The following is a 24183-nucleotide window of genomic DNA, read 5'->3' as shown; positions in this document are numbered from 1 at the left end:
TCGATTCTCCGGCCCTGAAATCGTCGGCCATCAGGTGAAGACCGAGACACCACCGGGGCCGACGAGCAAACCGATGACAATGAGCGCGATGCCATACAGAATTGCGCCCCGGACCAGCGAGACAATGCCCCCGACCACGAGTACGACGGCGATCAGCCACAGGATGAGTTCCATGGTCATCTCGTTCCTCCTGGCCGGTCGACAAAACCTCGCGGCGCTGTGGGATTCCGCGCGGCCCGGATCGGTCAGGCAGGATCAGGCAGGTGTGGCGGCTCCGCGGTTCTCCTGCACCAGCGGCCGCACGTCGGGAACATCCAGCCGCGCGGCATCCGCGGCCCGGTCGTCGGGCTGCCGCTGGGACTCGATCTCCGCGGCCACCCGCGCCCGGTAGTGGTCGGTCTCCCGGGCCACCGCCTCGGAGTTCCAGCCGAGGACAGGGGCGATCAGCTCGGCGACGTGGGGTGCCGCCGTGAGCCCACGGTCGGCGGTCTCCATCGAGATGCGGGTCCGCCGGGTGAGGACGTCCTCCAGGTGCAGCGCCCCTTCGTGCGAGACCGCGTACACCGCCTCGACGGCCAGGTAGGCGGCCGCTCCCGGCAGCGGCCGCCCGAGTTCGGGGCGGGCCGCGACGAGATCCAGCACCTCCTCCACCAGCGTGCCGTACCGGCGCAGCAGGTGTTCGACCCGAGCCACGTGCAGCCCGGACGTCCGCGCGAGGCGCTCGCGGGCGTTCCACAGCGCCGGGTAGCCGTCCGCGCCGAGGAGCGGCACCCGTTCGGTGCAGGACGGCGCGACCGCCCCGCTCATGCCCTCCGCCGCGGCATCGACGGCGTCGGCCGCCATCACCCGGTAGGTCGTGTACTTGCCCCCGGCGACCATCGTCAGGCCCGGGACGGGCCGGATCACCGCGTGCTCGCGGGACAGCTGGGAGGTCTCGTCCGACTCGCCGGCGAGCAGCGGCCGCAGGCCCGCGTAGACGCCGACGATGTCCTCGGCCGTCAGCGGCGTGCGCAGCACCTTGTTGACGGTGTCGAGCAGATAGTCGATGTCCGTGCTGGTGGCGGCGGGGTGGGCAAGGTCGAGGTTCCACTCGGTGTCGGTGGTGCCGATGATCCAGTGGCTGCCCCACGGGATCACGAACAGGACACTCTTCTCGGTCCGCAGGATGAGCCCGGTGGAGCCGTGCACCCGGTCGCGCGGCACCACGATGTGCACGCCCTTGGACGCTCGCACCGACAGCCGTCCACGCCCCCCGACCATGGCCTGGATGTCGTCCGTCCACACCCCGGCCGCATTGATCGTCTGGGCGGCGCGAACCTCGAGGTCGACACCGTTCTCCAGGTCGCGGACCCGGACACCGGCGACCCGGTCGCCCTCCCGGACGAGCCCCGTCACCTGGGCGCTGGTGGCGATCAGGGCGCCGTACCGGGCGGCGGTGCGGGCCACGAACATGGTGTGCCGCGCGTCGTCGACCTGCCCGTCCCAGTACTGGATGGCGCCGACGAGCGCATCCGGCCGCAGCGACGGGAACTCGCGCAGCGCCGCCTTGCGGGTGAGATGGCGGTGAAGCGGAACACCCCCGTTCCGGGGGGCGCCACCGTCCCCACCCGGCCTGGGCGCGATGCGCCCGAGGCCCTGTCCCAGCGTGTCGTACAGCAGGACGCCGCTGCCGATGTAGGCGCGCTCCCAGCCGTGATGGGTCAGCGGAAGCAGGAACGGAATGGCACTGACCAGGTGTGGCGCGAGGGTCTCCAGGAGCAGCGAGCGCTCGCGCAGCGCCTCGCGGACCAGTGTGCCGTTGAGCTGCTCCAGATAGCGCAGGCCGCCGTGGATCAGCTTGCTCGACCGGCTGGACGTGCCGGCGGCGAGGTCACGCGCCTCCAGTAGGGCGACCGACAGGCCCCGGGTCGCCGCGTCCAGCGCCACGCCGGCGCCGGTGACTCCGCCGCCGATCACGACGACGTCCACGGGCTCGGCGCGCATGCGCCGCAGCGCGGCAGCCCGGCTGGCGGGATCGAGGCGTGCGGTACCGGTCATCGCGTGTGCATCCCCCTTCGACCGTGGGCGGTCCTGCGGTCCGCTGTTCTGCGGTCGGTGCCGGGCCCGTGCTGCCGGACCCGCCACCCATCGTGCCGGCAGTTGGTTCCCGCCGCTCACGGTGAGATGAACGGCGGGTGGATATCGGGCGCCGACCGGGTGGGGTCCGCTGGCGCCGCGGGTGCGTCAGGGTCCATGATGCCCAGCGCACCCACATCCGACATGTCCGACACGTCGGATGCGACGCGCGTGTCGGCCGCGGCCTGCCCCGAGCCGCGGTTCGCCGCACGTTCCGTGGGTGTCCCTCATGTCATCCGCCAGGCATGTCTTTCGGTGGCCGGGCAGGAACGGTCGCCGGAATACGGGCTGGCTACGGGCTGCGCCGGAACCGGTGGAATTCGTGCCACTCATTGTCTCGGCCCGCGGACGGCATCACGGCAGGCCGCATGAGGAACACGGATAGGGCATGCTTGTGCGCGAATCGATCCGATCTCGACGTGCTCCGTCGCACCCTGTCGGCGCGGCCCGGTACGACCTGACCCGGAGGAAGAAACGACATGGACCTGACGTTCTCTGCCGCGGAGGAAGCCTTCCGCGCGGATCTCCGGGGCTGGCTGGCCGACAACCTCCCCAGCACCTGGCGCGAGCCCGGCTTCTGGGCCACCGTGCCCGACGCGGAGGCCTTCGAGCTGCGCCGTGAGTGGGAGCGACGGAAGTTCGACGCCGGGTTCGCCGGTATCGACTGGCCGACCGAGTTCGGCGGCCGCGGCGGCACCCCCGGCATGAAGGCGATCTACGACGAGGAGATGGCGCACGCCCGGGCGCCGTCGACCGTGAACTCGCTGGGGCTGGCGTTTCTGGCGCCGACCATCATGGCGATCGGCTCCGAGGAACAGAAACGCGAGATCATCCGTCCGCTGCTGCGCTGCGACGTCATCTGGTGCCAGGGCTTCTCCGAGCCGGACGCCGGCTCCGACCTCGCGGCCCTGCGGGCATCGGGTGTCGCCGACGGCGAGGACATCGTCGTCAACGGGCAGAAGGTGTGGACGACGAACGCCATCCACGCCGACCGGATCTTCGCCCTGGTGCGCACCGAGCCGGGCAGCCAGCGCCACCGTGGCATCTCGATGCTCCTCATCGACATGCACCAGGACGGGGTCGAGGCCCGGCCGCTGCGGCAGATGAGCGGGGCTACCGAGTTCGGCGAGGTGTTCTTCACCAACGCACGGGTCCCCGCCACCGAGTGCCTGGGCGGCCTGGGTAACGGGTGGGCCACCGCGATGCTGCTGCTCTCCTTCGAGCGCGGCGCCTCCGGCATCCTTCAGTACACGTCGTTCCGCCGTGCCTACGACGAGATCGTCCGCGCGGCCCGGGTGCTGGGGCGTGACCAGGAGCCGGTGCTGCGCCAGGAGCTCGCTCAGCGCCTGGTGGAGCTGGAGTGCCTGCGCTACCACGCGATGCACGTCCTGACCCGGGTGGAGCAGGGCGCCGATCTCGGCTCCGAGTCGTCGATGACCAAGCTGCAGTGGTCCGAGACGTACCAGGATCTCTTCGAGACCTTCGACGACCTGCTCGGCTCCGACATCGCCATCGGGTCGCCGGTCGCCGGCCTCGACCTGACCGCCCTGCAGGCCGAGGGGTTCTGGAGCAGGTCCGTCACGATCTGGGGCGGGTCGTCCCAGGTGCAGCGCAACATCGTCGCCGAGCGTGTGCTCGGCCTGCCTCGCTGAGCCCTGAAGGGACGACTGACGTGTTCTTCGCGCTGACTGACGAACAGCGGGCCCTGGGCGACACCGTCCGGGACTTTCTGACCGACCGATTCGACCTCACCGCGGTGCGTGCGGTGTTCGAGGACGCTGCTGGCGACGGCCACCCGACAGAGCTGTGGAAGGCGGTGGGCGAGCAGGGCTGGCTGGCCGTCTGCGTCCCCGAGGAGTACGACGGGCTGGGGCTCGGCATCCTCGACGCGCAGGTGGTGGCCAGGGCGCTCGGCGCCGGGGTGGTTCCCGGCCCGTGGCTGTCGACCGTGCTGGCAGGCGAAGCGGTCCGGATCGCCGGATCGGAGGCGCAGCGCGCCGAGCTGCTGCCCCGCATCGCCGCCGGCGACCTGGCCGCGACGGTGGCGCTGCGCGGCGCCGGCCGTGGGTGGGGCGCCGACGGCGTCACGGTGAGCGCCGTCCCGGTCGCGGGGGAGCCCGGGGGGGAGGCGGGCGGTGCGCTGGGCGCGCTCACCGGCGCCGCCTCGCCCGTCGAGTACCTCGCTGTCGCGGGCCTGGTCGTCGTCGCCGCCACCGAGTCCGGCACGGCGGCGGGGGCTGCCGGGGCCGAGGGGGCGGCCGGTTCGGGTGGCTCGGGTGGCATCGGCCTGTACCTGGTCGACCCGCAGGCAGCGGGGGTGACCGTCGAGCCGCTCACCAGCTACGACGGGACGACCAGGCTCGCCGCGCTGAAGCTGGAGGGCGCGCACGCCCGCCGGCTGCCCGGCTCGTCGGCTGCCGTCCTCGAGGACCTTGTCCGCCGCGGCGCGGTGCTCACCGCGGCCGACCTGGCCGGCATCGCCCGGGAGGCCCTCACCCGGACCGTGCGCTACGACCAGGAACGGATCCAGTTCGGGCGCCCGGTGGGCTCCTTCCAGGCACTCAAGCACCACCTCGCGGACCTGCACGTCGCGGTGACGATGGCCGAGCACGCCGCGATGTACGCCGCGTACGCGGTCGACGCCGAGCTCGACGACCTGCTGCTGGCGGTCGCCGTGGCGAAGGCCAAGGCGAGCCAGGCCGCCCGGGACGCGACCGCCGCGATGATCCAGTACCACGGTGGGATCGGCTACACGTGGGAGCACGAGACACACTTCTTCTACAAGCGGGCACGCAGGCTCTACGGGGCCTTCGGTGACCCGCCGTCGCACCTGGAGCGTGTCGCGGCCCTCACCATCGACACGGTGGCTGCCGCCGACTCGTCGGCTGCCACGGTCTGACGGCTGCCACGGTCTGACGGCAGCCGTGGTGCGCGCACGGGCTGAAGCGGGCGGGCCCCGGCTCAGCCCGTGCGCACGGTGTGGTGTGTCAGGGCGCTGCGGGCCGCGTCCAGGGCGGCCGCGCGATCGGCGGGCACGAGCCCGACCCGGGTCCGTCGGTCGAGCAGATCGTCCACGTCGAGCGCGCCCTCGTGGAGCACGCCGAACACCAGCTCGGCTCCGGTGACGTCGACGCCGGCGGCGACCGGGGCGAGCAGCCGCGGATCGTCCCGGGCCAGGTCCAGCACCGCGGGGGCCTCGGTGCCGTAGCGCGCCACCAGCCGGCGCGGCGCCGGAATGCTGGCGAGAGCGCGGCGCGGGGCGGCACCGACCAGCGGCAGCCGACTGGTCCGGCAGGGGCCGGCGTCCAGGTTGGCCTGCGTGACGGCGGCGTCGACCGCGTCCTCGGCCATCCGCCGGTAGGTCGTCAGCTTGCCGCCGACCACGGTGATCACCCGGTTGGCGCCGATGTGGACGGTGTGCCGTCGGGACAGGTCCGCGGTGCGCCCACCCGGTCCGTCCAGCAGCGGCCGCAGGCCCGCGAACGACCCCAGCACGTCAGCCCGGTCGAGCGGGGTGGCCAACACCCCGGACACGACGTTGAGCAGGTGGGTGATCTCGCCGTGATCCGGCACGGGCAGGTCGACGACCTCGTCCGTCGACACGTCGGTCAGGCCGACGTACACCCGGCCGTCACCCTGTGGCAGGACGAGCGCGTACCGGTTGCGCTCGCCGGGGATCGGCACCGACAGGGCTGTCGGCGTGCCGCCGAAGGCCGCCGCGGGCAGCACCAGGTGGGTTCCCCGGCTGGGCCGCAGGCGGATCTCCGGGGCGAGTACCGGCGCCCAGACGCCGGTCGCGTTGATCACGGTACGGGCCCGCAGCCGGCACGGCTGACCGGTGAGCGTGTCGAGCGCCTCGACCTCGACAGGCCCGGCCCCGGCCCCCGCGGTGGCCGCGGGCCCGACCCCGACCCCGACCCCGATCGCCGTTCCCGACACGGGATTCTGGACCGCGAGGACCTGCACACGGGTGAGGATCCGGGCGCCGAACGCGGCCGCGGTGCGTGCGATCGCCACGACGAGGCGGGCGTCGTCGACGAGCTGGCCGTCCCAGTACAGCAGGCCGCCCCGCAGCCCCTCCTCGCGCAGGCCGGGGACCATCCCCAACGTCTCGACCACCGACAGCCGGCGCGGCGGGGGCAGCACCGAGCTCGGGGTCCGGACCCCGCGCCTCAGCAGATCCGCGAACCCCAGGCCGACGCGGGCGAGCAGCGCCGCGCCGACGGGAACGTCCCGGGTGAGCGGCAGCACCATCGGCAGCGGGTGCACCAGGTGGCTGGCGGTGCGGCGGATCAGGATCTCGCGTTCGGCCGCGCTCTCCCGAGCGAGGCGGACATCCCCGGAGGCGAGGTAGCGCAGCCCGCCGTGGACGAGCTTCGAGCTCCACCTGCTCGTGCCGAACGCGAGATCGCGTGCTTCGACCAGCGCGACTGACAGCCCGCGGGAGGCGGCGTCGAGCGCGACCCCGGCGCCGGTGACACCGCCGCCGACGACCAGCAGATCCACCACCGTTCCGCCGGCGAGCTCGGCGAGTTCGCGGGCGCGGCGGTCCGCGGTGAGCGACGAGCGTGCGAGCGGGCTGGCCAGGTCGGTCATGACGGACCTCCAGGGTGCTCGGGCGGCCGGTGCTCGGTCGGCCGGGTCCGGAACGTCGGCTGGATCCGGGATGCCGGCCGGGTCCGGGATGACGGTGCCCCCCGCGTCGGCGGCGGAGCCTCGGGCGGCGGAGATCCGGACAGGGGATCGTGGGGCGGGGCCAGGTAGCCGTCCACCATCAGGTACAGCTCGCGTGCCAGCGCGTCCCGGGTGACCTCGTCACCCATCGCGCCCGCGGAGAGAACGTACGACTGCGCCGCCAGCAGCACCATCCGTGCCTGCGCGTCCGGATCACCGGTGCGGACGGCGCCGGTGGCCTGGGCCGCGGCGAGCCTGTCGCGCAGGAGGTCCAGGACCAGCAGCTGGGTCGTGCCGAGCCGTTCCAGGACGTAGGGGACCAGCAGTTCCCCGTCCGTCTCGGTGATGCGCGCGAAGAGCGGGTGCGCCCGGAACGCCCGCGCGGCCGCGACCAGGGAACCCACGAGCTCGGCCCGCTCCGCGCCGGCCCGCTCCGCGCCGGGCGGGTCCGGGTCGGGCGCGTCCGGGTAGGCCCTCGCCGCCGCCTCGGCGGGCAGCCAGGTGCCGGGGGTGCCGGGCGGGGCGGTCGCCGTGATGATCCGCCCCCACTCGCGTGTCATCACGTCCCGGACGAGGGAACGCAGGTCGGGCCAGCGGCGGTAGAGGGTCATCCGGCTGACACCGGCGCGGCGGGCGACATCGGTGAAGGTCGTCCGGCGGACGCCGACGCTCATCAGCAGCGCGGCGGCGGCGTCGAGGACCACCTCGTCCGCGACGGCGACCGGCGCGGGACGGGAGCGGGTCTGTCCGGTCATCGCCCTGTTCCTCCCGGTTCCGCCACGCCGTGCCGGCCGGTGGCGGCCAGTGGGGGAGTGCCCGGCGCGTGGTCGTGTGACACTGTGACTTGAGTTGTCACACTGTATCGATCGGTCCGTCAAGCCGGGGAGCTGCCATGGCGTCCGAGTCGGGTCATCTCGCTCCGCAGCCGGCCGCTGACCCGGTCTGGTGGGGCTGGGGGGCCGCGGAGCGGCACCGGCCGTTGCCGGGCGCCGTCCGGGACCTGCTCGGCCAGCTCGGCATCCCGTCCCGCCCGAGCCCGCCGGTCGCCCTCGCGGACGTCTCCCTGCCACCGGTGCGCCTGCCGGCGGACATACGCGGCGAGCTGTGCGCCGCCGTGGGCGCCGAGCACGTCCTGGCCGACCGCGAGACGCGGGTGCGGCACTGCCGAGGCCGGTCCACCGTCGACCTGCTGCGCCTGCGCGCAGGGGATGCCACCGCCGCCCCGGACGCCGTCGTCGTCCCCGCGGACCACGACGAGGTCCTGGCGGTGCTGCGGATCTGTTCCCGGCATCGCGTCGTCGTGGTCCCGTTCGGCGGCGGGACGTCGGTGGTCGGCGGCCTGGCGCCGCCCGGCCTGCCCTCGTCGACCTGGGCCGGCGTCATCGCGCTCGACCTGCGCCGTCTGGACCGGCTGGTGGCCGTCGACACCGTCTCCGGGACGGCGGTGCTGGGTGCGGGGCTGCGCGGGCCCGCCGTCGAGGCCCTGCTCGCCGGGCACGGGCTCACCCTCGGCCACCTGCCGCAGTCATGGGAGTACGCGACCGTCGGCGGGTTCGCCGCGACCCGCTCCAGTGGCCAGGCCTCGGCTGGATACGGCCGGTTCGACCAGCTCGTCACCGGCCTGCGGCTGGCCACGCCGGTGGGCACCTGGGCGCCGGGGCGGGTCCCGGCCTCGGCCGCCGGCCCGGATCTGCGCCAGCTGGCACTGGGCTCCGAAGGCGCCTTCGGGGTGATCACCGAGGTGACGGTGCGGGTACGGCCGGCGCCGCCGCGGCGGACCTACACCGGCTGGCGGGTGGCGGACCTGACGACCGGCCTCGAGCTGATCCGCGCACTGGCCCAGCGGGACCTGCTGCCCACGGTGTGCCGGCTCTCCGACGAGATGGAGACGGCGGCCGGCCTCGCCAACGCGGTCACCGCGGGCACCGGCGTCACGGCCGGCGGGTGCTACCTGCTGACCGGCTTCGAGGGGGATGACGAGGCGGTGGCCCGGGGCGCGGTGGCTGTCGAGGCAGCCATCGCCGCCGGCGGCGGCCAGCCCCTCGGGGAGCAGGCCGGCCAGGACTGGCTCGCGGGCCGCTTCCACGCGCCCTACCTGCGCGACGCCCTCCTCGACGAGGGGATCCTCGCGGAGACCCTGGAGACGGCGGCCTACTGGGCGGATCTCCCCGCCCTGTACGCGGGGGTGCGTGCCGCGGTCGCCGGCGCCCTCGAGGCGGACGGGTCACCCGCGGTCGTGCTGTGCCACATCTCGCACGTCTACCCGGCGGGAGCCTCGCTGTACTTCACTGTCGTCTGCGCGCAGGGCCCCGACCCGATGGCCCGCTGGGGCCGCGCGAAGCAGGCCGCCGGAGACGCGATCATGAAGTGCGGCGGCACGATCACCCATCACCACGCGGTCGGGACGGATCACCGCCCCTGGCTCGCCGCCGAGATCGGGGAGGTCGGCGTAGCGGTCCTCCAGGCGGTGAAGGCCGTGCTGGACCCGGCGGGTGTGCTCAACCCGGGCGTCCTGGTGCCGCCGACAGGCCTGGTGCCGCCGACAGGCCCGGTCTCGCCGACAGGCCTGGTCTCGCTGCCGCCGGGCCCGGTTCCGCCACCGGGCGGGTGACGGGATGCCCGCCTGAGGTGTGACCATATGGATGCGGTGGGTATCCATTGTGGGTGAGAACTTTCGCTGCCGTCATCGTCGCGCTGTTGCTGATCTCAGCGGTGATCTCCGTCGTGCTGGTGGCACTCGCGGTGGCCTACCGCTCGGCCGCGCCGACCCGGGCCGCGAACGCGGCGGCGGTGCGGCTGGCCGCCGGAGGTGCCGCGGCTGCCGGCGCCGCGGTCCCGGCTGGTGCCGTCGGCGGGCCGGGAGCCGGGCGGGCGGTCGTCGGTGGCCGCCCGGTCGACCGCCGGGCCCGCCGCCACCCGGGCCGTCGCTCGTTGCTGACCCGCAGCCTGCGCACCGGCCGGGCCTCCAGCCGCGTCCTGCGCGGCCGTGGCCGCGGCCGTGGCCAGAAGGCCGGCGCGCACCGTCGGACGTCTGACTCGCCGGCGGCCGGCCGTTGGTAGGGCGATCGATCCACCGTCCGGGCCGCCGGGGACGGGGCGCGCCCGGACGGGAACTGAGCGCGGGCATCCAGGCGCGATCGCGCGTATCCGGGCCATATCGGCGCGGCGGCAGCGCCCGCGCGTCAGGATGGGGCGCATGGACAACGGCGCGGCCACGAAACCTGCCGCGGGCGCCAGGACCTCCGCCGCAGGTGCCGGGGCCCCCGCGGTTCCGGCGGGTGGGGCCGTGGGGCCTTCCAGCCGTGGCCTGATGGTGGTCGGTCCCGGCGCCGCCTTCGGGACGGCGCTGCTGCACCGGTTCGCTGCCGAGGGGTTCCGGCTGGGAGTGATCTCGCGGTCGGCCGAGACCGTGTCCCGAGTGACCGGCGAGTTCGCGGCTGCCGATCATCCGGTCGCCGGGGCCGTCGCCGACGTCACCGACCAGGCGGCGTTCACCGCCGCCGCCGGGCGGGTGGCTGCCGAGATCGGCGGGCTGACCGTGCTCGTCTACAACGCCAAACTGAGCATCCGGGGCACGGCCTTCTCGGTGCGCGCCGAGTCGATGAACCAGACGCTGGCGGTGAACGTGACCGGGGCGCTGACAGCGGTGCAGATCGCGGCGCCGCTGCTGGCCGAGCGGCCGGGCGCGACCATCCTGCTGACGGTCGCCGGCCCGCGCAGTGAGCCGGCGGCCGGGCGGTTCGCGCTGGCCGTCGGGAAGGCGGGCGCGGCAGCGATGGGGGAGGCGATGGCGCCACTGCTGGCGGCGCAGGGCGTCCGACTGCGCACCGTGGTGCTGGATGGCCGGGTCGGTACCGTCGGGCCGCTGCGGCCCGAGGAGGTGGCCGACCACTTCTGGCAGGCGTTCGCCGCCCCGGGCGGGACGGCCTTCCGGCTGGCCCCCGGGCCGCGGCGGGCGGGTGCGCGCGGCGCCGCGCAGCTACCGCTCGAGGCGTGACGTCGCGAGAAGGCCGTGACGTCGCGAGAAGGCACAGAGGAGAGGCGTGGCGGGATGTGGCGGGGCGGCCGGCGGGGGCCTCCGGACGGTGACATCCGAGCAGAGGCGCTCGGGGCGAGAGCCGGCGAGGCGAGAGGGCGGGCCGGGTTCGCGGGGTATGCGGAGCGTAGGGCATAGTTGCTGAAAGTGATCGGAGCGGAGCGGTCTTCCTGGTGCTCCTGAACGGTGCGTAACCGACAATCGTCCGGGTCGGAAATCCGACACGTGCGAGACACAGGTGATCGGACCCGACAGGGTCGCCTGACCCTTCCGCGTGCGACCATCCTCTGATGGGCCGGCGGTTCGGACGGCGGCCGGCAGGTCGGACTCGAGATGACCGACTGTGACAGGCGGCGCCACGCCGGACGCCCGGCGGCGCGGAGCGGGAGATGTTCCGGTGAACCACGGGCACGGCGGTGACGGGCAGGAGCCCGCGGACGCCACCAATGTGATGCCCCCCAGGGGATCCGCCGCGCAGTCGGGTGAACGCGGTACCCGGCCGACCGAGAACGTGCAGCGCCGGGCGCGCCCCGGCGCCCCGGACGCTCCACCGCCCCCGCCGGAGGCCTTCCGGCCCGCCGGCCCGCCGCCGCCGGCGGACGCGTTCCGCCCCGGCCGCCGGGTTCGCCCCGCCGACGGTGATCCGGAGGACGAGCCGGAGGGCGAGGGCGCCACGCAGCTGCTCGGTGAGGCGACCCAGGTGGTCCGCCGGGGCCGGGCTCCGAAGGCGGCCGGTGGCCAGCCCGGCGCCGCGGGTGCCCCCGATGCTTCCGGCGCTTCCGCCGCCTACGGGCCGCCCGCGGGGGCCGGCGCCGGGTACGCGCCGCCGGCCGGGTACGCCCAGCCACCTCCCGGGGCCGGTGGTCGGCCGGGCTACGACCCCGCGGCGTCCGGGCCGCGCGAGGGCGCTCCCCACACCGGCGGCACCTACCTCGACAGCGGAGGCCACGTCCGCCCGGTGTTCGCCGGGAACGGCGCTGCGGGCCCGTACGGCGGCGAGTCCGGTCCCTACGGGGCGGAGAGCGGGCCGCTGCCCGCCGGCGGTGCCCAGCAGCCGCCCGGCGGCCCAGGTGGTGCCCGGCCGGCTCCGGGCGGCCCGGCGCCCGCGAAACGCAGGCGTCGCCGGGGCCGGATCCTCGCGTTCGTCGTCGTGCTGCTGCTGGTTCTCTTCGTGGTCGGCGACCGGGTCGCGGTCGCGATCGCCAGGGACCAGATGGAGAAGCAGGTCGAGGTCAGCGTCGCGGAGAGCCTGGAACCCGGTGCCACGCCGCCGACGGTGCGCAACGTCGCGATCGGCGGTTTCCCGTTTCTCACCCAGGTGCTGTTCGGCAAGTTCAAGGACATCAGCGTCACCATCGAGGGAATTCCCACGCCCGGGCCGCGGATCTCCGAGGTCGACGCGAATCTCAAAGGCGTGCACGTGCCGCTGGGTGACGCGCTCTCCGACAGCATCGGCGAGGTGCCCGTCGACGACGTCCGGGCGACGGTGCGGATCACCTATGACGACCTGAACGCCTACCTGGAGACGGTGGATCCCGTTGTCCAGGTGACGCCGGTCGACGGCGGCGAGAAGGTCGAGATCGCGGGCTCTCTCCTCGGCCAGCAGATCAGTGGCGTGACCACCTTCGAGGTCGAGAACAACGAGCTCACCCTCGTCCCGTCGGAGATCGGGCTCGCCGGCGGTATCAACGCCACCATCCCGCTTCCGGGTGGTCTGCGTCTTCCGTCGATTCCCATTCCGATCGCCGGGCTCCCGTTCGATCTGAACATCGTCCAGGCGTCGACGGACGCGACCGGCCTGTCGCTGACCGCGACAGCCAAGGACGTGGTGCTGCCGGCCGCGCCCAAGCCGGCCGGCGACAGGTGACGTCCTGGACCGGATCGCTGGATCGGGGCAATCTGGACGGATCGCCCGGCTTGCTACACTCTGTTTCGGGAATGTCGCTTTTCGTGGTCGAGGTGTCAGGGTGGCGTGGCCCGGCGGGGCGATGCCCGCAGTGGTCGCCGCGGGCCCGCCGGCGAACCCCGCGGTCGGCCGCCCAGGCCCTCGTGGGGGCGCGTACGGTAGCGGGTCGGATCGGCGACAGAAGCAGGTGCCAGGTGTTCCCGACGGGCATTGTCGGTGGTGCACCGACCCGCTCACGTCGCCGGTCCCCGTGCCGGACTTACCACACTCGGTCACGAACCCGCTGCCGACGCGATATGAAAGGCGTCGGGACGTGAACGAACGACGTGAGGAAGGTTAGAGGTGTCGGCTCCGGAATCGGCTGAAGCGGTCCGTTCGACGGCGCTCGCGTCACCCGGGCTGGATCAAGGTCGGCATACGACGCTACGATCTGCGACATCCCGCAAGATCGGTCAAGGTAGTGAGGATCCATCGGTGGTGGCACCGTTGCCCGTCCTGTTCGGAGACCGATCCGGACGGCGTGCTGATGAGGGTTTCGGCGGGGCATCCCGGCCTGCGTCCCGTCGCGAAGGGGGAGAGACGTGCAGACGACGTATCTGAGAGTCGTCACCGAGGCCGGTGCCGCCACCGTGCCGGCAGGTGAGCAGTTCATCATCGGCCGCGCCCGGACCGCGGACTACGTCATCGCCGACAGCCGTGTCTCCCGGCGGCACCTCCTCGTCGAGCAGACCGGCGGGGGCTGGTCCGTGCGCGACATCAGCTCGAACGGGACGTGGGTCGACGGCCAGCGGATGCCGGAGGCACTGCCCGTCCACGGCGAGGTCCGGTTCCGCCTCGGCACGCCGAGCGGCCCCGAGGTCGTGGTCATGCCCGAGTTCCCGGCCGAGCGCGGCGGGTACGACGAGTCCGACTACGACCCGGGCTCCTACGACATGCAGACCATGCTGCCGGGCTCCAGCGGCTACCAGCCGCCGAAGCCGACCGCGCCGACCCGGGGCCAGGGCGGCGGCCGGGCGCCCGGTGGGCAGACCGCGCCCGGTGGGCGTGGTGGCGGTCCCGCCTACGACCCGGCGCAGACGCCCTCCGGCTCGACCAGCCTCGACCAGGAGCACGAGCGGCGGACCACCTACCGGCTGCGGCCGGGCACGATGACGCTGGGCCGCGCCCGCGACAACGACATCGTCATCACCGACCTGCTGGCCTCCCGCCGGCACGCCGAGCTCTACATCGGCCGTTCCGGGCTGCAGATCGCCGACCTCGAGTCGGCGAACGGCGTGTTCGTCAACGGCCGCCGCATCAGCCGGACCAACGTGAACCAGGGCGACGTGATCGCCATCGGTCACCACGTGTTCCAGCTCGAGGGCGAGCTGCTCGTCGAGTACCTCGACTCCGGCGACGTCAGCTTCGAGGCCGACGCCCTGAACGTGTGGGCCGGCGAGAAGCAGCTCATGCACGACATGACCTTCAAGCTTCCCGGCCGCGCCCTGCTCGGTGTGGTCGGGCCGTCCGGTGCCGGCAAGTCGACACTGCTCAACGCGCTGACCGGCTTCCGCCCGGCGGACAAGGGCAACGTCCGCTACGCCGGTCGGGACATGTACTCCGAGTACGACGAGCTGCGCCGCCGGATCGGCTACGTGCCGCAGGAGGACCTCCTGCACACCTCGCTGACCGTCCGCCGGGCGCTCGAGTTCGGTGCCGAGCTGCGGTTCCCGCCCGACACCACGAAGGCGGAGCGCCGCCAGCGGGTCGACGAGGTGCTCGCCGAGCTCGGCCTGACCCAGCACGCGAACACGCAGGTCTCCCGGCTCTCCGGTGGCCAGCGCAAGCGGACCTCGGTCGCCCTGGAGCTGCTCACCAAGCCCACCCTGCTGTACCTGGACGAGCCGACCTCCGGCCTCGACCCGGGCATGGACAAGAACGTCATGGAGTCGCTGCGCAAGCTGGCGGACGACGGCCGGACGGTCGTCGTGGTCACGCACAGCGTCGCCCAGCTCGACCTGTGCGACTACGTGCTCGTCCTCGCGCCCGGTGGCTACGTGGCCTACTTCGGGCCGCCCGGTGACGCGCTGCAGTTCTTCCAGGCCAAGGACTACCCCGACGTGTTCCTGACGCTGGAGGCGACTCCGGGCGCGGAGTCGGCGGCCCGGTTCCGGAACTCCCGCTGGTTCGTGCCCGCCTCGATCACCGCTCCGTCGGCCCGGCCCGCGCCGGAGGACCTGCCGTCCATCCGGCAGCAGTCCGTCGCCTCCCAGCTCATCACGCTGAGCCGACGCATGATGGCCGTGGTCGCGTCGGACAAGTCCTACCTACGGCTGATCATCGCCTTCCCGTTCCTGCTCGGGGCCATTCCACGGGCAATTCCGGGAGACCTGATAGCGGCGTCTGACGGCGGACCGAACAGAGACGCGCCGACGGTACTGCTGGTGATGACACTGTGTGCCTGCTTCATGGGCATGTCGAACTCGGTGCGAGAAATCGTGAAGGAGAGACCGATCTATCGCCGAGAACGGGCGATCGGTCTGTCCCGAACGGCCTACATCGGTTCGAAGATCGTGGTGCTCACGCTCATCACGACGCTGCAGGCGCTGGTGTTCACCACCATCGGCATCGCCGGTCGCCCGATGGGTGACGGCCTGTTCGGGTTCCCCTTCCTGGAAGCCGCGATCGCCGTGATCGCGCTGTCACTCGCGTCGGCGATGCTCGGCCTGGTCATCTCCTCACTGGTCGACAACGCGGACAAGACGATGCCGCTGCTGGTGCTCATCACCATGGCCCAGCTCGTGTTCTCCGGTGGTCTGGTCGCGGCGGACGGTACGCCCGGCCTCGAGCAGGTGAGCTGGATCGCGCCCGCCCGCTGGGGCTTCGCCGCGCTCGCCTCGGTGATCGACCTGAACACGATCTCCGGCTTCGGCACGGAGATCAACCCGGACTTCCCGGCCGACCCCCTCTACCAGTTCACGTCGACGCAGTTCCTGATCGACATCGGCGGAGCCTTCGCCGTCGGGGTCGTGTGCGTCATCGCCGTCTCCTTCCTGGTGCGCCGGATGGACCCGAAGACCTCGAAGCGCCGCCCGACGGCTCCCACCGCTCGCTGACCTCACGCGGTCTCCCGCACAACCTCACGCGGTCTCCCGCACAAGGGGGGCGGCGCCCAACTCGGACACGGGCGGGCGCCGCCCCCCTTTCGCGTGCGGACCCGACCCGGTGGACAGGGGTCCGATCCGGATCGCGTTGTCCACAGGAGGCGCCGCGCCTCTGCCGGCGGCCGGCGCGGACCGCAGACTCGGCACATGCCCGAGAGCTATCAACGAGTCGTCGCCCTGGCCCGCAGCCAGGACGACATGATCACCCGGTGTGAGGCGCGTCGGCTCGGCATGTCCGACGCGGCGATCACGGTGCGCCGGCGCTCCGGTGGCTGGCGGGCACCGGTCCGCGGAGCGCTCGTCGTGCCCCCGGTGCGCGACCGGGTGCGCGCCTACGCCCGCGCCGCGTTGGCGGTCGCCGGTGGCGTGGTCTGCCTGCTGACCGCGGCACGCCTGCACGGCATCCCCGGTCTGCCCCGGTGGGCGCCACAGGAGCCGGTGGACGTCGCGTTCGCCGATCCGGTGGCGGCCGGCCGGCGCCGGGCCGGCTGCCGGCGCCACGCGATGGCGGTCGAGCCGCGGGATCTCACCGACCTGGGCGGCATCGCCGCCACGGCGGCGCACCGCACCCTGCAGGACATCGTCCTGCGGCTGGACCAGCGCCTGTCGGTGCCGATGCTGCGGGCCGTGCTGCGCCTCGGCTGGCTGGGCGGCCCGTCATCGCCGCCGGCCGGCTCCCGCGACGGCCCGGCCCGCTCCTCGCCCGCCTTCCTGGCCTTCAAGGACGCTGTCCTGCGGCGCAACGACGAGGGCGCGGGGCCCGGCGGCGGCCCGGACTACTGGCGACTGCTGGACGCCGTCACGGCGTCGGACGACGTGGCCCGTGCCGACGTGGCCCGTGATGACAGAGCTCCCGCCGGCCCAGGCCCAGCTACGACGATGCCCGCCGTCACCGCGCCCACGGGCGCGATGCGGCGGGCATCGTCGGGGAGGGGACAGGTCGCCCCCTCGGCGGCCGTCAGCCGTTCGCCCAGCGGACGTGAAAGCTCGGGATGTCCGTGAGAAGGATGTCGGCATCGGTCGTGTTCGCCGGGTCGGTGAGGTAGAGCCGGCGGACCGGCGTGCCCCGCTCACCGGTGAACACCAGGCGGCTGCCGTCCGGCGAGTAGGCCGGGTCCTGATCCCGCCCCGGCTCGGCGGTGACCCGGACCCTGCCCGTGCCGTCCGTGTTCATCTGGTAGATCTCCAGGTCACCGTCGATCTCCCGGCTGAAGGCGATGCGCTGGCCGTCGGGGGAGAAGGTCGGGTCGGCGTCCCGGTTGCCGTCGCCCTTGGTGATGGGAGTGGGCACCGAGTTCGGCTGCGCGGGGATGGTGACGATGAAGCCTCGGTCACTCTCCGTCTCCGACGACCAGTAGGCGATGAGCTCGCCGCTGGGCGACCAGGCGGGGTCGGTGGCCTGGGGCGCCGCGTTGAGCCGAGAGACGACTGCGCCATCGAGCGACACGATGTACAGCCCCGGGTTCGGCAGACCGTCCTGGTCGGTGGTCGAGCGGACGACCAGGAACTGGCCGTCCGGCGAGAGCGACGGCCGCGCGTCGTCGGCGATGGTCAGCTTCGAGGCCAGTCCGCTGGTGAAGAGCCTGACCGGGGCACTCGAGCCGTCCGCCGCCACCGCGTACAGGGCGTTCTCGGCGCCCTCCCGACGGGTGAAGACAATCGTCCTGCGGTCCTTGCTGACCGAGGGCAGGAGGTCGTCCTCGGCGGTGGTGGTGATCGGGCGGACGTCGGTCAGCTTGCCCTGGTCGGGCAGCCGGCCGGTGTACAGGTCGTAGTTCCCGCTCTGGTCGCTGGCGAAGACCATCGTGGCCTCGTCGAGGGGAGCCGCGGACCGCGGCAGCTCACCGGGCGCCAGCGACGCGGGCGCTTCCGAGCCGCTGGCCGCGTTGTCATCGTCACCACCTCCGCCCAGGGCGATCAGCGTGGCCGCGATCACCACGGCGGCGACCGCGGCGGTCGCACCGACGATGGCCGGGGTCCGGCGGTTCCGGCCGGTGCCCTCGCCGACCCGCGGCCCCGGCGCCGCGGCCTCGCCCGGCCGGCCGGGGCCCCCGCCCGTCGCGGCGCCGTAGCCGGGGCCGTGGGCCGTGGCGCCGGGGCCGCGGGTCGCGGCCATGGTGGCCACCGTCCGGTCGTCGCCGCCCTGCCACCCGCCGCCTGTGCCCGCCGCGGCGGGCCCCGCCCCAACGGCGGGGGAGATCGGCAGGTTCCAGCCCTGGAGAACGTTGGTGACCTCGCTCGGGTCGATCGTCGCGTCGACGTCGTCCGTGGGGTCGCCCAGCAGGCGCAGCATGAGCTGCTGTGCGGTGGGCCGGCCTGTCGGGTTCTTGCGCATGGCGTGCCAGACGATGGGGCGCAGCGCGGGGTCGACGCCGTCGAGGCGCGGCTCCTCGTTCAGCGCCCGGTACAGCAGCACCTGCGCGTTGCCCTCGCCGAACGGGTAGTGCCCGGTGGCCGCGTAGGTGACCAGGCCGCCCCAGGCCCAGATGTCGACCGCCGGGGTCACCGCCCCGCCCTCGATCTGCTCCGGCGACATGAAGGCGGGTGTGCCGAGCTGCTGCAGGTCGCCGGTCAGCCCGGAGGCAGAGTCCAGCGCCCGGGCGATGCCGAAGTCGATGACCCGGGGGCCGAACGGGGAGAGCACCACGTTCGCCGGCTTGAGGTCCCGGTGGACGATGCCGGCGCGGTGGATCGCGGTCAGCGCCGCCGCGACACCGACCGCGAGCTGCTCCAGGTTCGCGTCCGCGAGCGGGCCGTTGCGGGCGACGAACCGAGCCAGGGTCTCGCCCTCGATGAACTCGGTCACCAGGTAGGGCTGGGGGGCGTGCGGGGCGGCCTCGAGCACCTCGGCGGTGCAGACCCGGGCGACCCGGCGCGCGGTCTCCGCCTCCGACCAGAAACGGGCCCGGAACTCGGGATTGTCCGCCACCTCAGCCCGGATCACCTTGATGGCGACCAGCCGGCCCTGCTGCGATCGGCCCAGGTAGACGGTGCCCATACCGCCCTGGCCGAGCTTGCCGAGCAGCTGGTAGGAACCCAGCTCGCGAGGATCGTCCGCACCGAGCGGAACGGTCCCCGCCGGAATCCCGGCCTCCGATGACATCGAGCCCACCCTCACATGCTGTAGCGGGCCAGGTGCCTCACCCGGGAGCACCTCTGCCGCGCATCAAAAAAGATCATCGTTTTGTCGCCGGTGCCGTGACGGCACCTGACCAGTTCCGCGGGAGCGGATCCCGGCACCGTTCCGGCGGAATCAGAAAGGAACCTCCGGAGCAGGCAACGCAACACTGTAATGCCGGCCGGGTACGCACCGGTGTCCGGATAGGGACTGGATGTGGGACTCTTTTCCGACATACCTCGCCTCCGGGGCGGGGTGGGTGCCGTTCTCCCCCGCGCGCCCGGGAAGCGAAGGGCTGGATGCGTGCCGCACTGGAATCGGGCGACGGTGGCCAGCGCGGTTCTCGCGGTCCTCGCGTTCGCCGGCGGCATCACGCTGATCGTCACCGCGGCCGCCCGGGACGCACCGGTCATCCAGGGCACTGCCGGCCCGGCGGATCCTCGCGGGCCGGTCTGGGGCTACCTGCGCTCGGAGGTCACCGCGCCGGCCGCGCCGCTGGAGGCGCCCGACAGCGCCGCGGCGGGGAGCTGGCAGGTCGTCGACGCGCTGGCCGCGGCGAGGCCGGTGATCTCCCGAACGGAGGTCGGTCGCTACCAGGTCACCTTCCCCGGTATCGGGGTCGCGGGCGGGCGGGGGGTGGCCCTGGCCACGTCGATCGGCACGCCGCCCGACGGCGGGGCGTACTGCCATGTCACCGACTGGCAGGCGGTGCGGGAGTCCGCAGACGAGGCAGACGAGGCCGTGGCGGCCACCGCGGCGGGCAGCGGCCGGGCGGCGCCCGCGCGGGCTGGTGAGCGGCTCGACGAACGGCTCGACGAACGGGTCGCGCTGGTCTGCCGCGACCCGTCCGGTGCGTATGCGGACTCGCGGTTCGCGGTCCTGTTCACCCACGCGCCGCCCGGCCGTGTGGGGACGGGCGACGGCGGGCCGTACGCCTATCTGCGCCACGACGGCTCCGCCGCTGCCGGGCCGCTGGATCCCGACCAGTACAGCGTCGCCGGGCCGGGTCGGGTCGATGTCCGCCGGGTGGCCACCGGCCGCTACGCCGTCGACCTCGTCGGCGCCCAGTTCGTGCGCCCTGGCAACAACCTCCAGCTGAACGCGATCGGCGGTGGCGCGGCCGGGTGTAACCCCCTCGACCGGGAGGTCCTCGGCGACCGGCAGACCGTGCTGGTCGGCTGCACCGACGGTGCGACCTGGGCTGACACCCCGTTCGCACTGCTCTACACCGACCGGGACGCGTTGCTGCCGGCTGGGGCGGGCGGTTTCGCCCACGTCTTCACGGGCGTGACGACTGGCGACGGGCCGGTGGAGCCGGCGCCGCTCGGTGATCCGGTCGAGGCGTGGGGTCGCTACTCGGCCAACAGCGCCGGGGCGGTCAACACCGTCCGGCGGGTCGAGGTCGGTGTCTACGAGGTGGTCTTCCCCGGGGTGGGGCGCGGCCCGGACTTCCTGGGAGTGACGGCGTACGGCGACGCGACCTCACGGTGCTCGGCCGACGACTGGGCGCGAGAGGCCGACGAGACGGGGGCGGAGCCCACCGACCTGACCGCGACCATCCGCTGCGTGGACGCGGCAGGCCGCCCGGTGGACAGCCACGCCAGTGTGGCCTACGTGTCCGCGCTGCCCACGGGCCCTGCCGGATGACCGTGTGCCGACGCCGGACGACCGTGTGCCGACGCCGGACGACCGTGTGCCGACGCCGGACGACCGTGTGCCGACGCCGGACGGCCGGGCGCCGACCGGGCCCGCGGCCCTGATCGGCTCGGCCGGACCGCCAGACGTGGCTGATGCCCCCGAACATCGCCCCCGATTCCGCGTCGGCGATCCGGCCTGTGCCTGATCCAAGCCGGCCAGCGGCCCGCGAACCCCGTAGCTTGCTGGTTTTTGTGTAACTGGTGCGAGAAGTTGTCCCATGCTCGCCCTTGCGGGCGGGCATGGGAGCCGGTCAGGTCAGACGCATCCCGGAGATCGCCCGGGCGACCACGAGCCGCTGGATCTCCGACGTGCCCTCGAAGATCGTGTAGATCTTCGCGTCGCGGTACATCCGCTCGACAGGGTGCTCCCGGCTGTAGCCGGCGCCGCCGAGGATCTGCACCGCCTTCTCCGTCGCCCACACCGCGACCTCACCTGCCTTGAGCTTCGACATCGAGCCCTCGCCGGCCTCGAAGCGGCGTTCGTTGCGGCCCATCCACGCCGCCCGCCAGATCAGCAGCCGGGCCGCGTCGATCTCCATGCGCATGTCGGCGAGAGCGAACGCGATGGCCTGGTTGGTGATGATGGGACGTCCGAACTGCTCACGGGTACGTGCGTAGTCGAGCGCGTACTCGTAGGCGGCCCGGGCGATGCCCACCGCCTGCGCGCCGACGGTCGGGCGGCTCATCTCGAAGGTGCGCAGCGCGGTCTGCTCGGCGGAGCGGGTGCCCTCACGGGCCCGCGCCAGTCGTTCGTCCAGCTTGTCCTTGCCGCCGAGCAGGCACCGGCCCGGGATCCGGACGTCGTCGAGGAACACGTCGGCGGTGTGCGAGGCACGCAGGCCCAGTTTCCTGATCTTGCGGGTCGCGGTGAGCCCGGGCGTGCCGGGCGGGATGACGAACGAGGCCTGGCCGCGCGCCCGCAGCTCGGGGTCCACCGACGCGACGACGATGTGCACATTCGCGATGCCGCCGTTGGTGATCCACGCCTTCTGGCCGCCCAGGACCCACTCGTCCCGCGCCTCGTCGTAGCGGGCCCGGACCCGCATCGAGGAGACGTCCGACCCGGCCTCGGGTTCGGAGACGCAGTAGGCGGCGACCTTCGGGTCGGCGGCGTCCCCGAAGCAGGCGGGCACCCACTCGCCGATCTGCTCCACCGTGCCCGACGAGGCCAGGCCGGCGATCGCCAGCGACGTCCCCATGATCGACATGCCGATGCCGGCGTCGCCCCAGAACAGCTCCTCCGACAGGATCGGGAGCGACAGCCCGGTCGGCTCGAACCACAGGGTGGAGAGGGTGTCGAAGGTGTACAGGCCGATCTTCGCCGCCTCCTGGATGATCGGCCAGGGGGTCTCCTCCCGCTCGTCCCACTCCGCGGCGGCGGGGCGCACGACGTCCTCGGCGAAGCCGTGCACCCACGATCGCAGCTCGGTCTGTTCGTCCGTGAGATCAAGACTGAAGCCCATGAGGGGTTCCTTCCGTCGGCCTGTGCCGGCCTGTTTCGGCCCCGTCCCGCGTGGCGGAAGAACCGGAACTGCGTCCGACCGGCCGGATCGGCGCGTGTCGCGCCCGATCGGTCCTACATTCTCCCTACGCGGCCCGTCGGCCGCCGGGCCGGATCGGACCTGGCGGCCGAACAGATGCGGACGAGAGCGAGGCGGGACCATGGCCGATCAGCCGGGCGTCGACAGCAACCCCGAGACCGACGAGTACGACGAGTTCGGGCTGTTGCACGAGAACGCCGAGGAGCTGGGGATTCCCTACACGGGGCGCCCCGAGGCGGCCCGCGGCCAGGTCGAGGTCGAGCCCGGCCGGTGGCTGAGCCACCTCCGCTGGGGCACGGCCGAGCCCGAACTCGTGTTCCTGCACGGCGGCGGCCAGAACGCGCATACCTGGGATTCGGTGGTGCTCGCGTTGGGGCGTCCCGCGATCGCCTTCGACCTGCCCGGGCACGGCCGCTCCTACCGGCGTGACGACCACGACTACGGTCCGTGGGCGAACGCGGATGCCATCGCCGAGGCGTTGCGGGTGGCGGCGCCCGCGGCACGGGTCGTCGTCGGCATGTCGCTCGGCGGCGCCACCACCATCCACCTCGCCGCGACCCGGCCGGACCTGTGTCGCAGCGCGATCCTCGTCGACGTGACGCCACAGTCCGCGGACCGGGTCCGCGCGATGGACACGGCGCAGCGCGGCGCGGTGGCGCTGGTCGGCGGGCCGCCGACGTACGAGTCGTTCGAACAGATGGCACAGGCCGCGATCGCGCTGAGCCCGCGCCGCCCGGCCTCGGGGGTGCGCCGCGGGGTTCGCCACAACGCCTACCGGCAGCCCGACGGCCGCTGGGCGTGGCGTTACGACCTGGCCAGCCCCGGCGGCGCCGACCAGATGACCGCCATGACGCGGCTGTGGGACGAGGTCGATGCGATCACAGTGCCGCTGCTGCTCGTGCGGGGCGGCGCGTCACCGTTCGTCCACGACGACGACGTCGAGCAGTTCCGCCGCCGGCTGCCGGCGCTGCGCACCGCCGTGGTGGACGGGGCGGGCCACTCGGTGCAGAGTGACCGGCCGCTGGAACTCGTCCGACTGATCGAGGAGTTCCTCGCCGGCTGAGCGGAGGCTCCCGGGTGTCCACCGGGACCCGTCCGTCGCCCACTGCGGGCTGGTATGGCCGGCGCGGGGTTGACAGCCGGGAGTCGGGGGCCTCGGCCGCGGGTAGCCCAGGGTCATGGCTGGAACTGACAGCGAGGCGATCCTGCGCGAGCTGCTCGCCCGGCACGGCCGCACCTACGCCGAGGACATCGACGTGGACGTCCCCGCCGACACGGCCGAGGGCATGTTCGGTCTCCTGCTCTTCGCGCTGCTGGCGAGCGCGCCGATCCGCACGTCGACGGCGGTCGACGCGTTCCGGGCCCTGCGCGAACAGGGCTGGACGTCGGCGGCGGCCCTCGGCGAGGCGAGCTGGGCCGAGCGGGTCCGGGTGCTCAACCGGTCCGGCTACGCCCGTTACGACGAGAGCACCTCGCGGACACTGGCGGATGCCTGTGGCTACCTGCTCGACACCTACGACGGCGACATCCGGCGGCTGCGGGACGCGGCGGACCACACGCCGGACCGCGAACGGGAGCTGCTCCAGCAGATCAAGGGCATCGGGCCGGTCGGCGCGGACATCTTCCTCCGCGAGGCGCAGGCGGCCTGGGACGAGCTGGTGCCCTACGTCGACGAGCGGGCGCGGGCTGCCGCCGGCGACCTGGGCCTGCCGACCGACCCGCGGGACCTGGCCGAACTCGTCGAGCGCGAGGATGTCCCGCGGCTCGTCGCGGCGCTCGTGCGCACCCGGCTGGAGCACGACGCCGACGACGTGCGGCAGGCGGCGGCACGCGGAGGGTGACCGCGGGCCGGGGTGGGTGCCGGGTCCGCCCGGCGCGGCGGGGCGGCGAACGGGACACGTCGTGGCCGGGGCGTTGGCAGGCGGGATGATCCTGGTGTGGTGGGCTGTCAGC

At 73.4% G+C, this 24183-nt stretch carries 17 protein-coding genes; 11 read left to right on the top strand and 6 right to left on the bottom strand.

Annotated elements, in window-relative coordinates:
• Window positions 1-30: 30 nt before the first annotated feature.
• Both B207_RS39890 and B207_RS0118850 read right to left on the bottom strand, forming a co-directional pair.
• On the bottom strand, window positions 31-174 hold the full coding sequence (locus tag B207_RS39890; protein ID WP_198541930.1) for a GPGG-motif small membrane protein: 144 nt from the start codon (window positions 172-174) through the stop codon (window positions 31-33).
• 81 nt (window positions 175-255) lie between these two features.
• A complete protein-coding gene (locus tag B207_RS0118850; protein ID WP_018638139.1) occupies window positions 256-2037 on the bottom strand; it encodes a glycerol-3-phosphate dehydrogenase/oxidase in 1782 nt (593 codons plus the stop codon).
• Between the two features lie 557 nt (window positions 2038-2594).
• Here B207_RS0118850 and B207_RS0118845 point away from each other — a divergent pair.
• Window positions 2595-3767: an acyl-CoA dehydrogenase family protein gene (locus B207_RS0118845; RefSeq protein ID WP_018638138.1), complete on the top strand. Its 1173-nt coding sequence runs from the start codon at window positions 2595-2597 to the stop codon at window positions 3765-3767.
• A 20-nt stretch (window positions 3768-3787) separates the two neighbouring features.
• The gene (locus tag B207_RS0118840; RefSeq protein ID WP_018638137.1) at window positions 3788-5014 is read left to right on the top strand and encodes an acyl-CoA dehydrogenase family protein; all 1227 of its coding nucleotides are present in this window, start codon (window positions 3788-3790) and stop codon (window positions 5012-5014) included.
• Between the two features lie 62 nt (window positions 5015-5076).
• On the opposite strand, the gene B207_RS34535 is transcribed toward B207_RS0118840, so the two are convergent.
• The gene (locus B207_RS34535) at window positions 5077-6711 is read right to left on the bottom strand and encodes a glycerol-3-phosphate dehydrogenase/oxidase (RefSeq protein WP_018638136.1); all 1635 of its coding nucleotides are present in this window, start codon (window positions 6709-6711) and stop codon (window positions 5077-5079) included.
• Window positions 6708-7544, bottom strand: a complete 837-nt coding sequence (locus B207_RS0118830) for a TetR/AcrR family transcriptional regulator (protein WP_018638135.1) — start codon at window positions 7542-7544, stop codon at window positions 6708-6710. Before B207_RS0118830 ends, B207_RS34535 begins: the two co-directional genes overlap by 4 nt.
• 137 nt (window positions 7545-7681) lie before the next feature.
• Here B207_RS0118830 and B207_RS0118825 point away from each other — a divergent pair, with 137 nt between their 5' ends.
• The 6 genes from B207_RS0118825 to B207_RS34530 all read left to right on the top strand — a co-directional run bounded on the left by B207_RS0118825 (window position 7682) and on the right by B207_RS34530 (window position 16876).
• A complete protein-coding gene (locus B207_RS0118825) occupies window positions 7682-9400 on the top strand; it encodes an FAD-binding oxidoreductase (protein WP_018638134.1) in 1719 nt (572 codons plus the stop codon).
• Window positions 9401-9453: 53 nt separating this feature from the next.
• Entirely contained in the window at window positions 9454-9849 is a 396-nt protein-coding gene (locus tag B207_RS0118820) for a hypothetical protein (protein ID WP_018638133.1), read from the top strand.
• 136 nt (window positions 9850-9985) lie between these two features.
• Entirely contained in the window at window positions 9986-10786 is an 801-nt protein-coding gene (locus tag B207_RS0118815; RefSeq protein WP_018638132.1) for an SDR family NAD(P)-dependent oxidoreductase, read from the top strand.
• 382 nt (window positions 10787-11168) lie between these two features.
• On the top strand, window positions 11169-12692 hold the full coding sequence (locus B207_RS0118810; RefSeq protein ID WP_230205103.1) for an LmeA family phospholipid-binding protein: 1524 nt from the start codon (window positions 11169-11171) through the stop codon (window positions 12690-12692).
• A 620-nt stretch (window positions 12693-13312) separates the two neighbouring features.
• Window positions 13313-15826 carry an FHA domain-containing protein gene (locus tag B207_RS0118805; protein ID WP_018638130.1) on the top strand — a complete coding sequence of 838 codons (2514 nt, stop codon included), beginning with the start codon at window positions 13313-13315 and terminating at the stop codon, window positions 15824-15826.
• 195 nt (window positions 15827-16021) lie between these two features.
• The gene (locus B207_RS34530; RefSeq protein WP_018638129.1) at window positions 16022-16876 is read left to right on the top strand and encodes a hypothetical protein; all 855 of its coding nucleotides are present in this window, start codon (window positions 16022-16024) and stop codon (window positions 16874-16876) included.
• Here the strand turns inward: B207_RS34530 and B207_RS0118795 are convergent.
• Complete coding sequence (locus B207_RS0118795) at window positions 16833-18977, bottom strand: protein kinase domain-containing protein (RefSeq protein ID WP_035741259.1); 2145 nt, start codon at window positions 18975-18977, stop codon at window positions 16833-16835. The two genes, B207_RS34530 and B207_RS0118795, sit on opposite strands and share 44 nt — an antisense overlap.
• 318 nt (window positions 18978-19295) lie before the next feature.
• Here B207_RS0118795 and B207_RS0118790 point away from each other — a divergent pair, with 318 nt between their 5' ends.
• On the top strand, window positions 19296-20639 hold the full coding sequence (locus B207_RS0118790) for a hypothetical protein (protein ID WP_230205102.1): 1344 nt from the start codon (window positions 19296-19298) through the stop codon (window positions 20637-20639).
• Between the two features lie 301 nt (window positions 20640-20940).
• Here the strand turns inward: B207_RS0118790 and B207_RS0118780 are convergent, their stop codons facing one another.
• On the bottom strand, window positions 20941-22152 hold the full coding sequence (locus B207_RS0118780) for an acyl-CoA dehydrogenase family protein (RefSeq protein WP_018638125.1): 1212 nt from the start codon (window positions 22150-22152) through the stop codon (window positions 20941-20943).
• A 199-nt stretch (window positions 22153-22351) separates the two neighbouring features.
• Between B207_RS0118780 and B207_RS0118775 the strand changes: the two genes are divergently transcribed.
• Both B207_RS0118775 and B207_RS0118770 read left to right on the top strand, forming a co-directional pair.
• Window positions 22352-23293 (top strand): alpha/beta fold hydrolase, encoded by a 942-nt coding sequence (locus B207_RS0118775; protein WP_018638124.1) that lies wholly within the window; start codon window positions 22352-22354, stop codon window positions 23291-23293.
• 115 nt (window positions 23294-23408) lie between these two features.
• Window positions 23409-24071 (top strand): HhH-GDP family DNA glycosylase, encoded by a 663-nt coding sequence (locus tag B207_RS0118770; RefSeq protein WP_018638123.1) that lies wholly within the window; start codon window positions 23409-23411, stop codon window positions 24069-24071.
• Window positions 24072-24183: the final 112 nt, after the last annotated feature.

It is taken from the genome of Parafrankia elaeagni (genome assembly GCF_000374165.1).
GTDB classification, from domain to species: Bacteria; Actinomycetota; Actinomycetes; order Frankiales; family Frankiaceae; genus Parafrankia; species Parafrankia elaeagni.
Note: the sequence above shows the minus strand (reverse complement) of the source record. Positions and strands in the feature narration are given on the sequence as shown.

What these genes read in the sequence shown, in the direction of transcription:
- B207_RS0118850 (WP_018638139.1), bottom strand. Translation starts at nt 2,037, where the DNA reads ATGACCGGTACCGCACGCCTCGATCCCGCCAGCCGGGCTGCCGCGCTG.
- B207_RS0118780 (WP_018638125.1), bottom strand. Translation starts at nt 22,152, where the DNA reads ATGGGCTTCAGTCTTGATCTCACGGACGAACAGACCGAGCTGCGATCG.
- B207_RS0118830 (WP_018638135.1), bottom strand. Translation starts at nt 7,544, where the DNA reads ATGACCGGACAGACCCGCTCCCGTCCCGCGCCGGTCGCCGTCGCGGAC.
- B207_RS34535 (WP_018638136.1), bottom strand. Translation starts at nt 6,711, where the DNA reads ATGACCGACCTGGCCAGCCCGCTCGCACGCTCGTCGCTCACCGCGGAC.
- B207_RS0118825 (WP_018638134.1), top strand. Translation starts at nt 7,682, where the DNA reads ATGGCGTCCGAGTCGGGTCATCTCGCTCCGCAGCCGGCCGCTGACCCG.
- B207_RS0118845 (WP_018638138.1), top strand. Translation starts at nt 2,595, where the DNA reads ATGGACCTGACGTTCTCTGCCGCGGAGGAAGCCTTCCGCGCGGATCTC.
- B207_RS0118815 (WP_018638132.1), top strand. Translation starts at nt 9,986, where the DNA reads ATGGACAACGGCGCGGCCACGAAACCTGCCGCGGGCGCCAGGACCTCC.
- B207_RS0118770 (WP_018638123.1), top strand. Translation starts at nt 23,409, where the DNA reads ATGGCTGGAACTGACAGCGAGGCGATCCTGCGCGAGCTGCTCGCCCGG.
- B207_RS0118775 (WP_018638124.1), top strand. Translation starts at nt 22,352, where the DNA reads ATGGCCGATCAGCCGGGCGTCGACAGCAACCCCGAGACCGACGAGTAC.
- B207_RS0118795 (WP_035741259.1), bottom strand. Translation starts at nt 18,977, where the DNA reads ATGTCATCGGAGGCCGGGATTCCGGCGGGGACCGTTCCGCTCGGTGCG.
- B207_RS39890 (WP_198541930.1), bottom strand. Translation starts at nt 174, where the DNA reads ATGGAACTCATCCTGTGGCTGATCGCCGTCGTACTCGTGGTCGGGGGC.
- B207_RS34530 (WP_018638129.1), top strand. Translation starts at nt 16,022, where the DNA reads ATGCCCGAGAGCTATCAACGAGTCGTCGCCCTGGCCCGCAGCCAGGAC.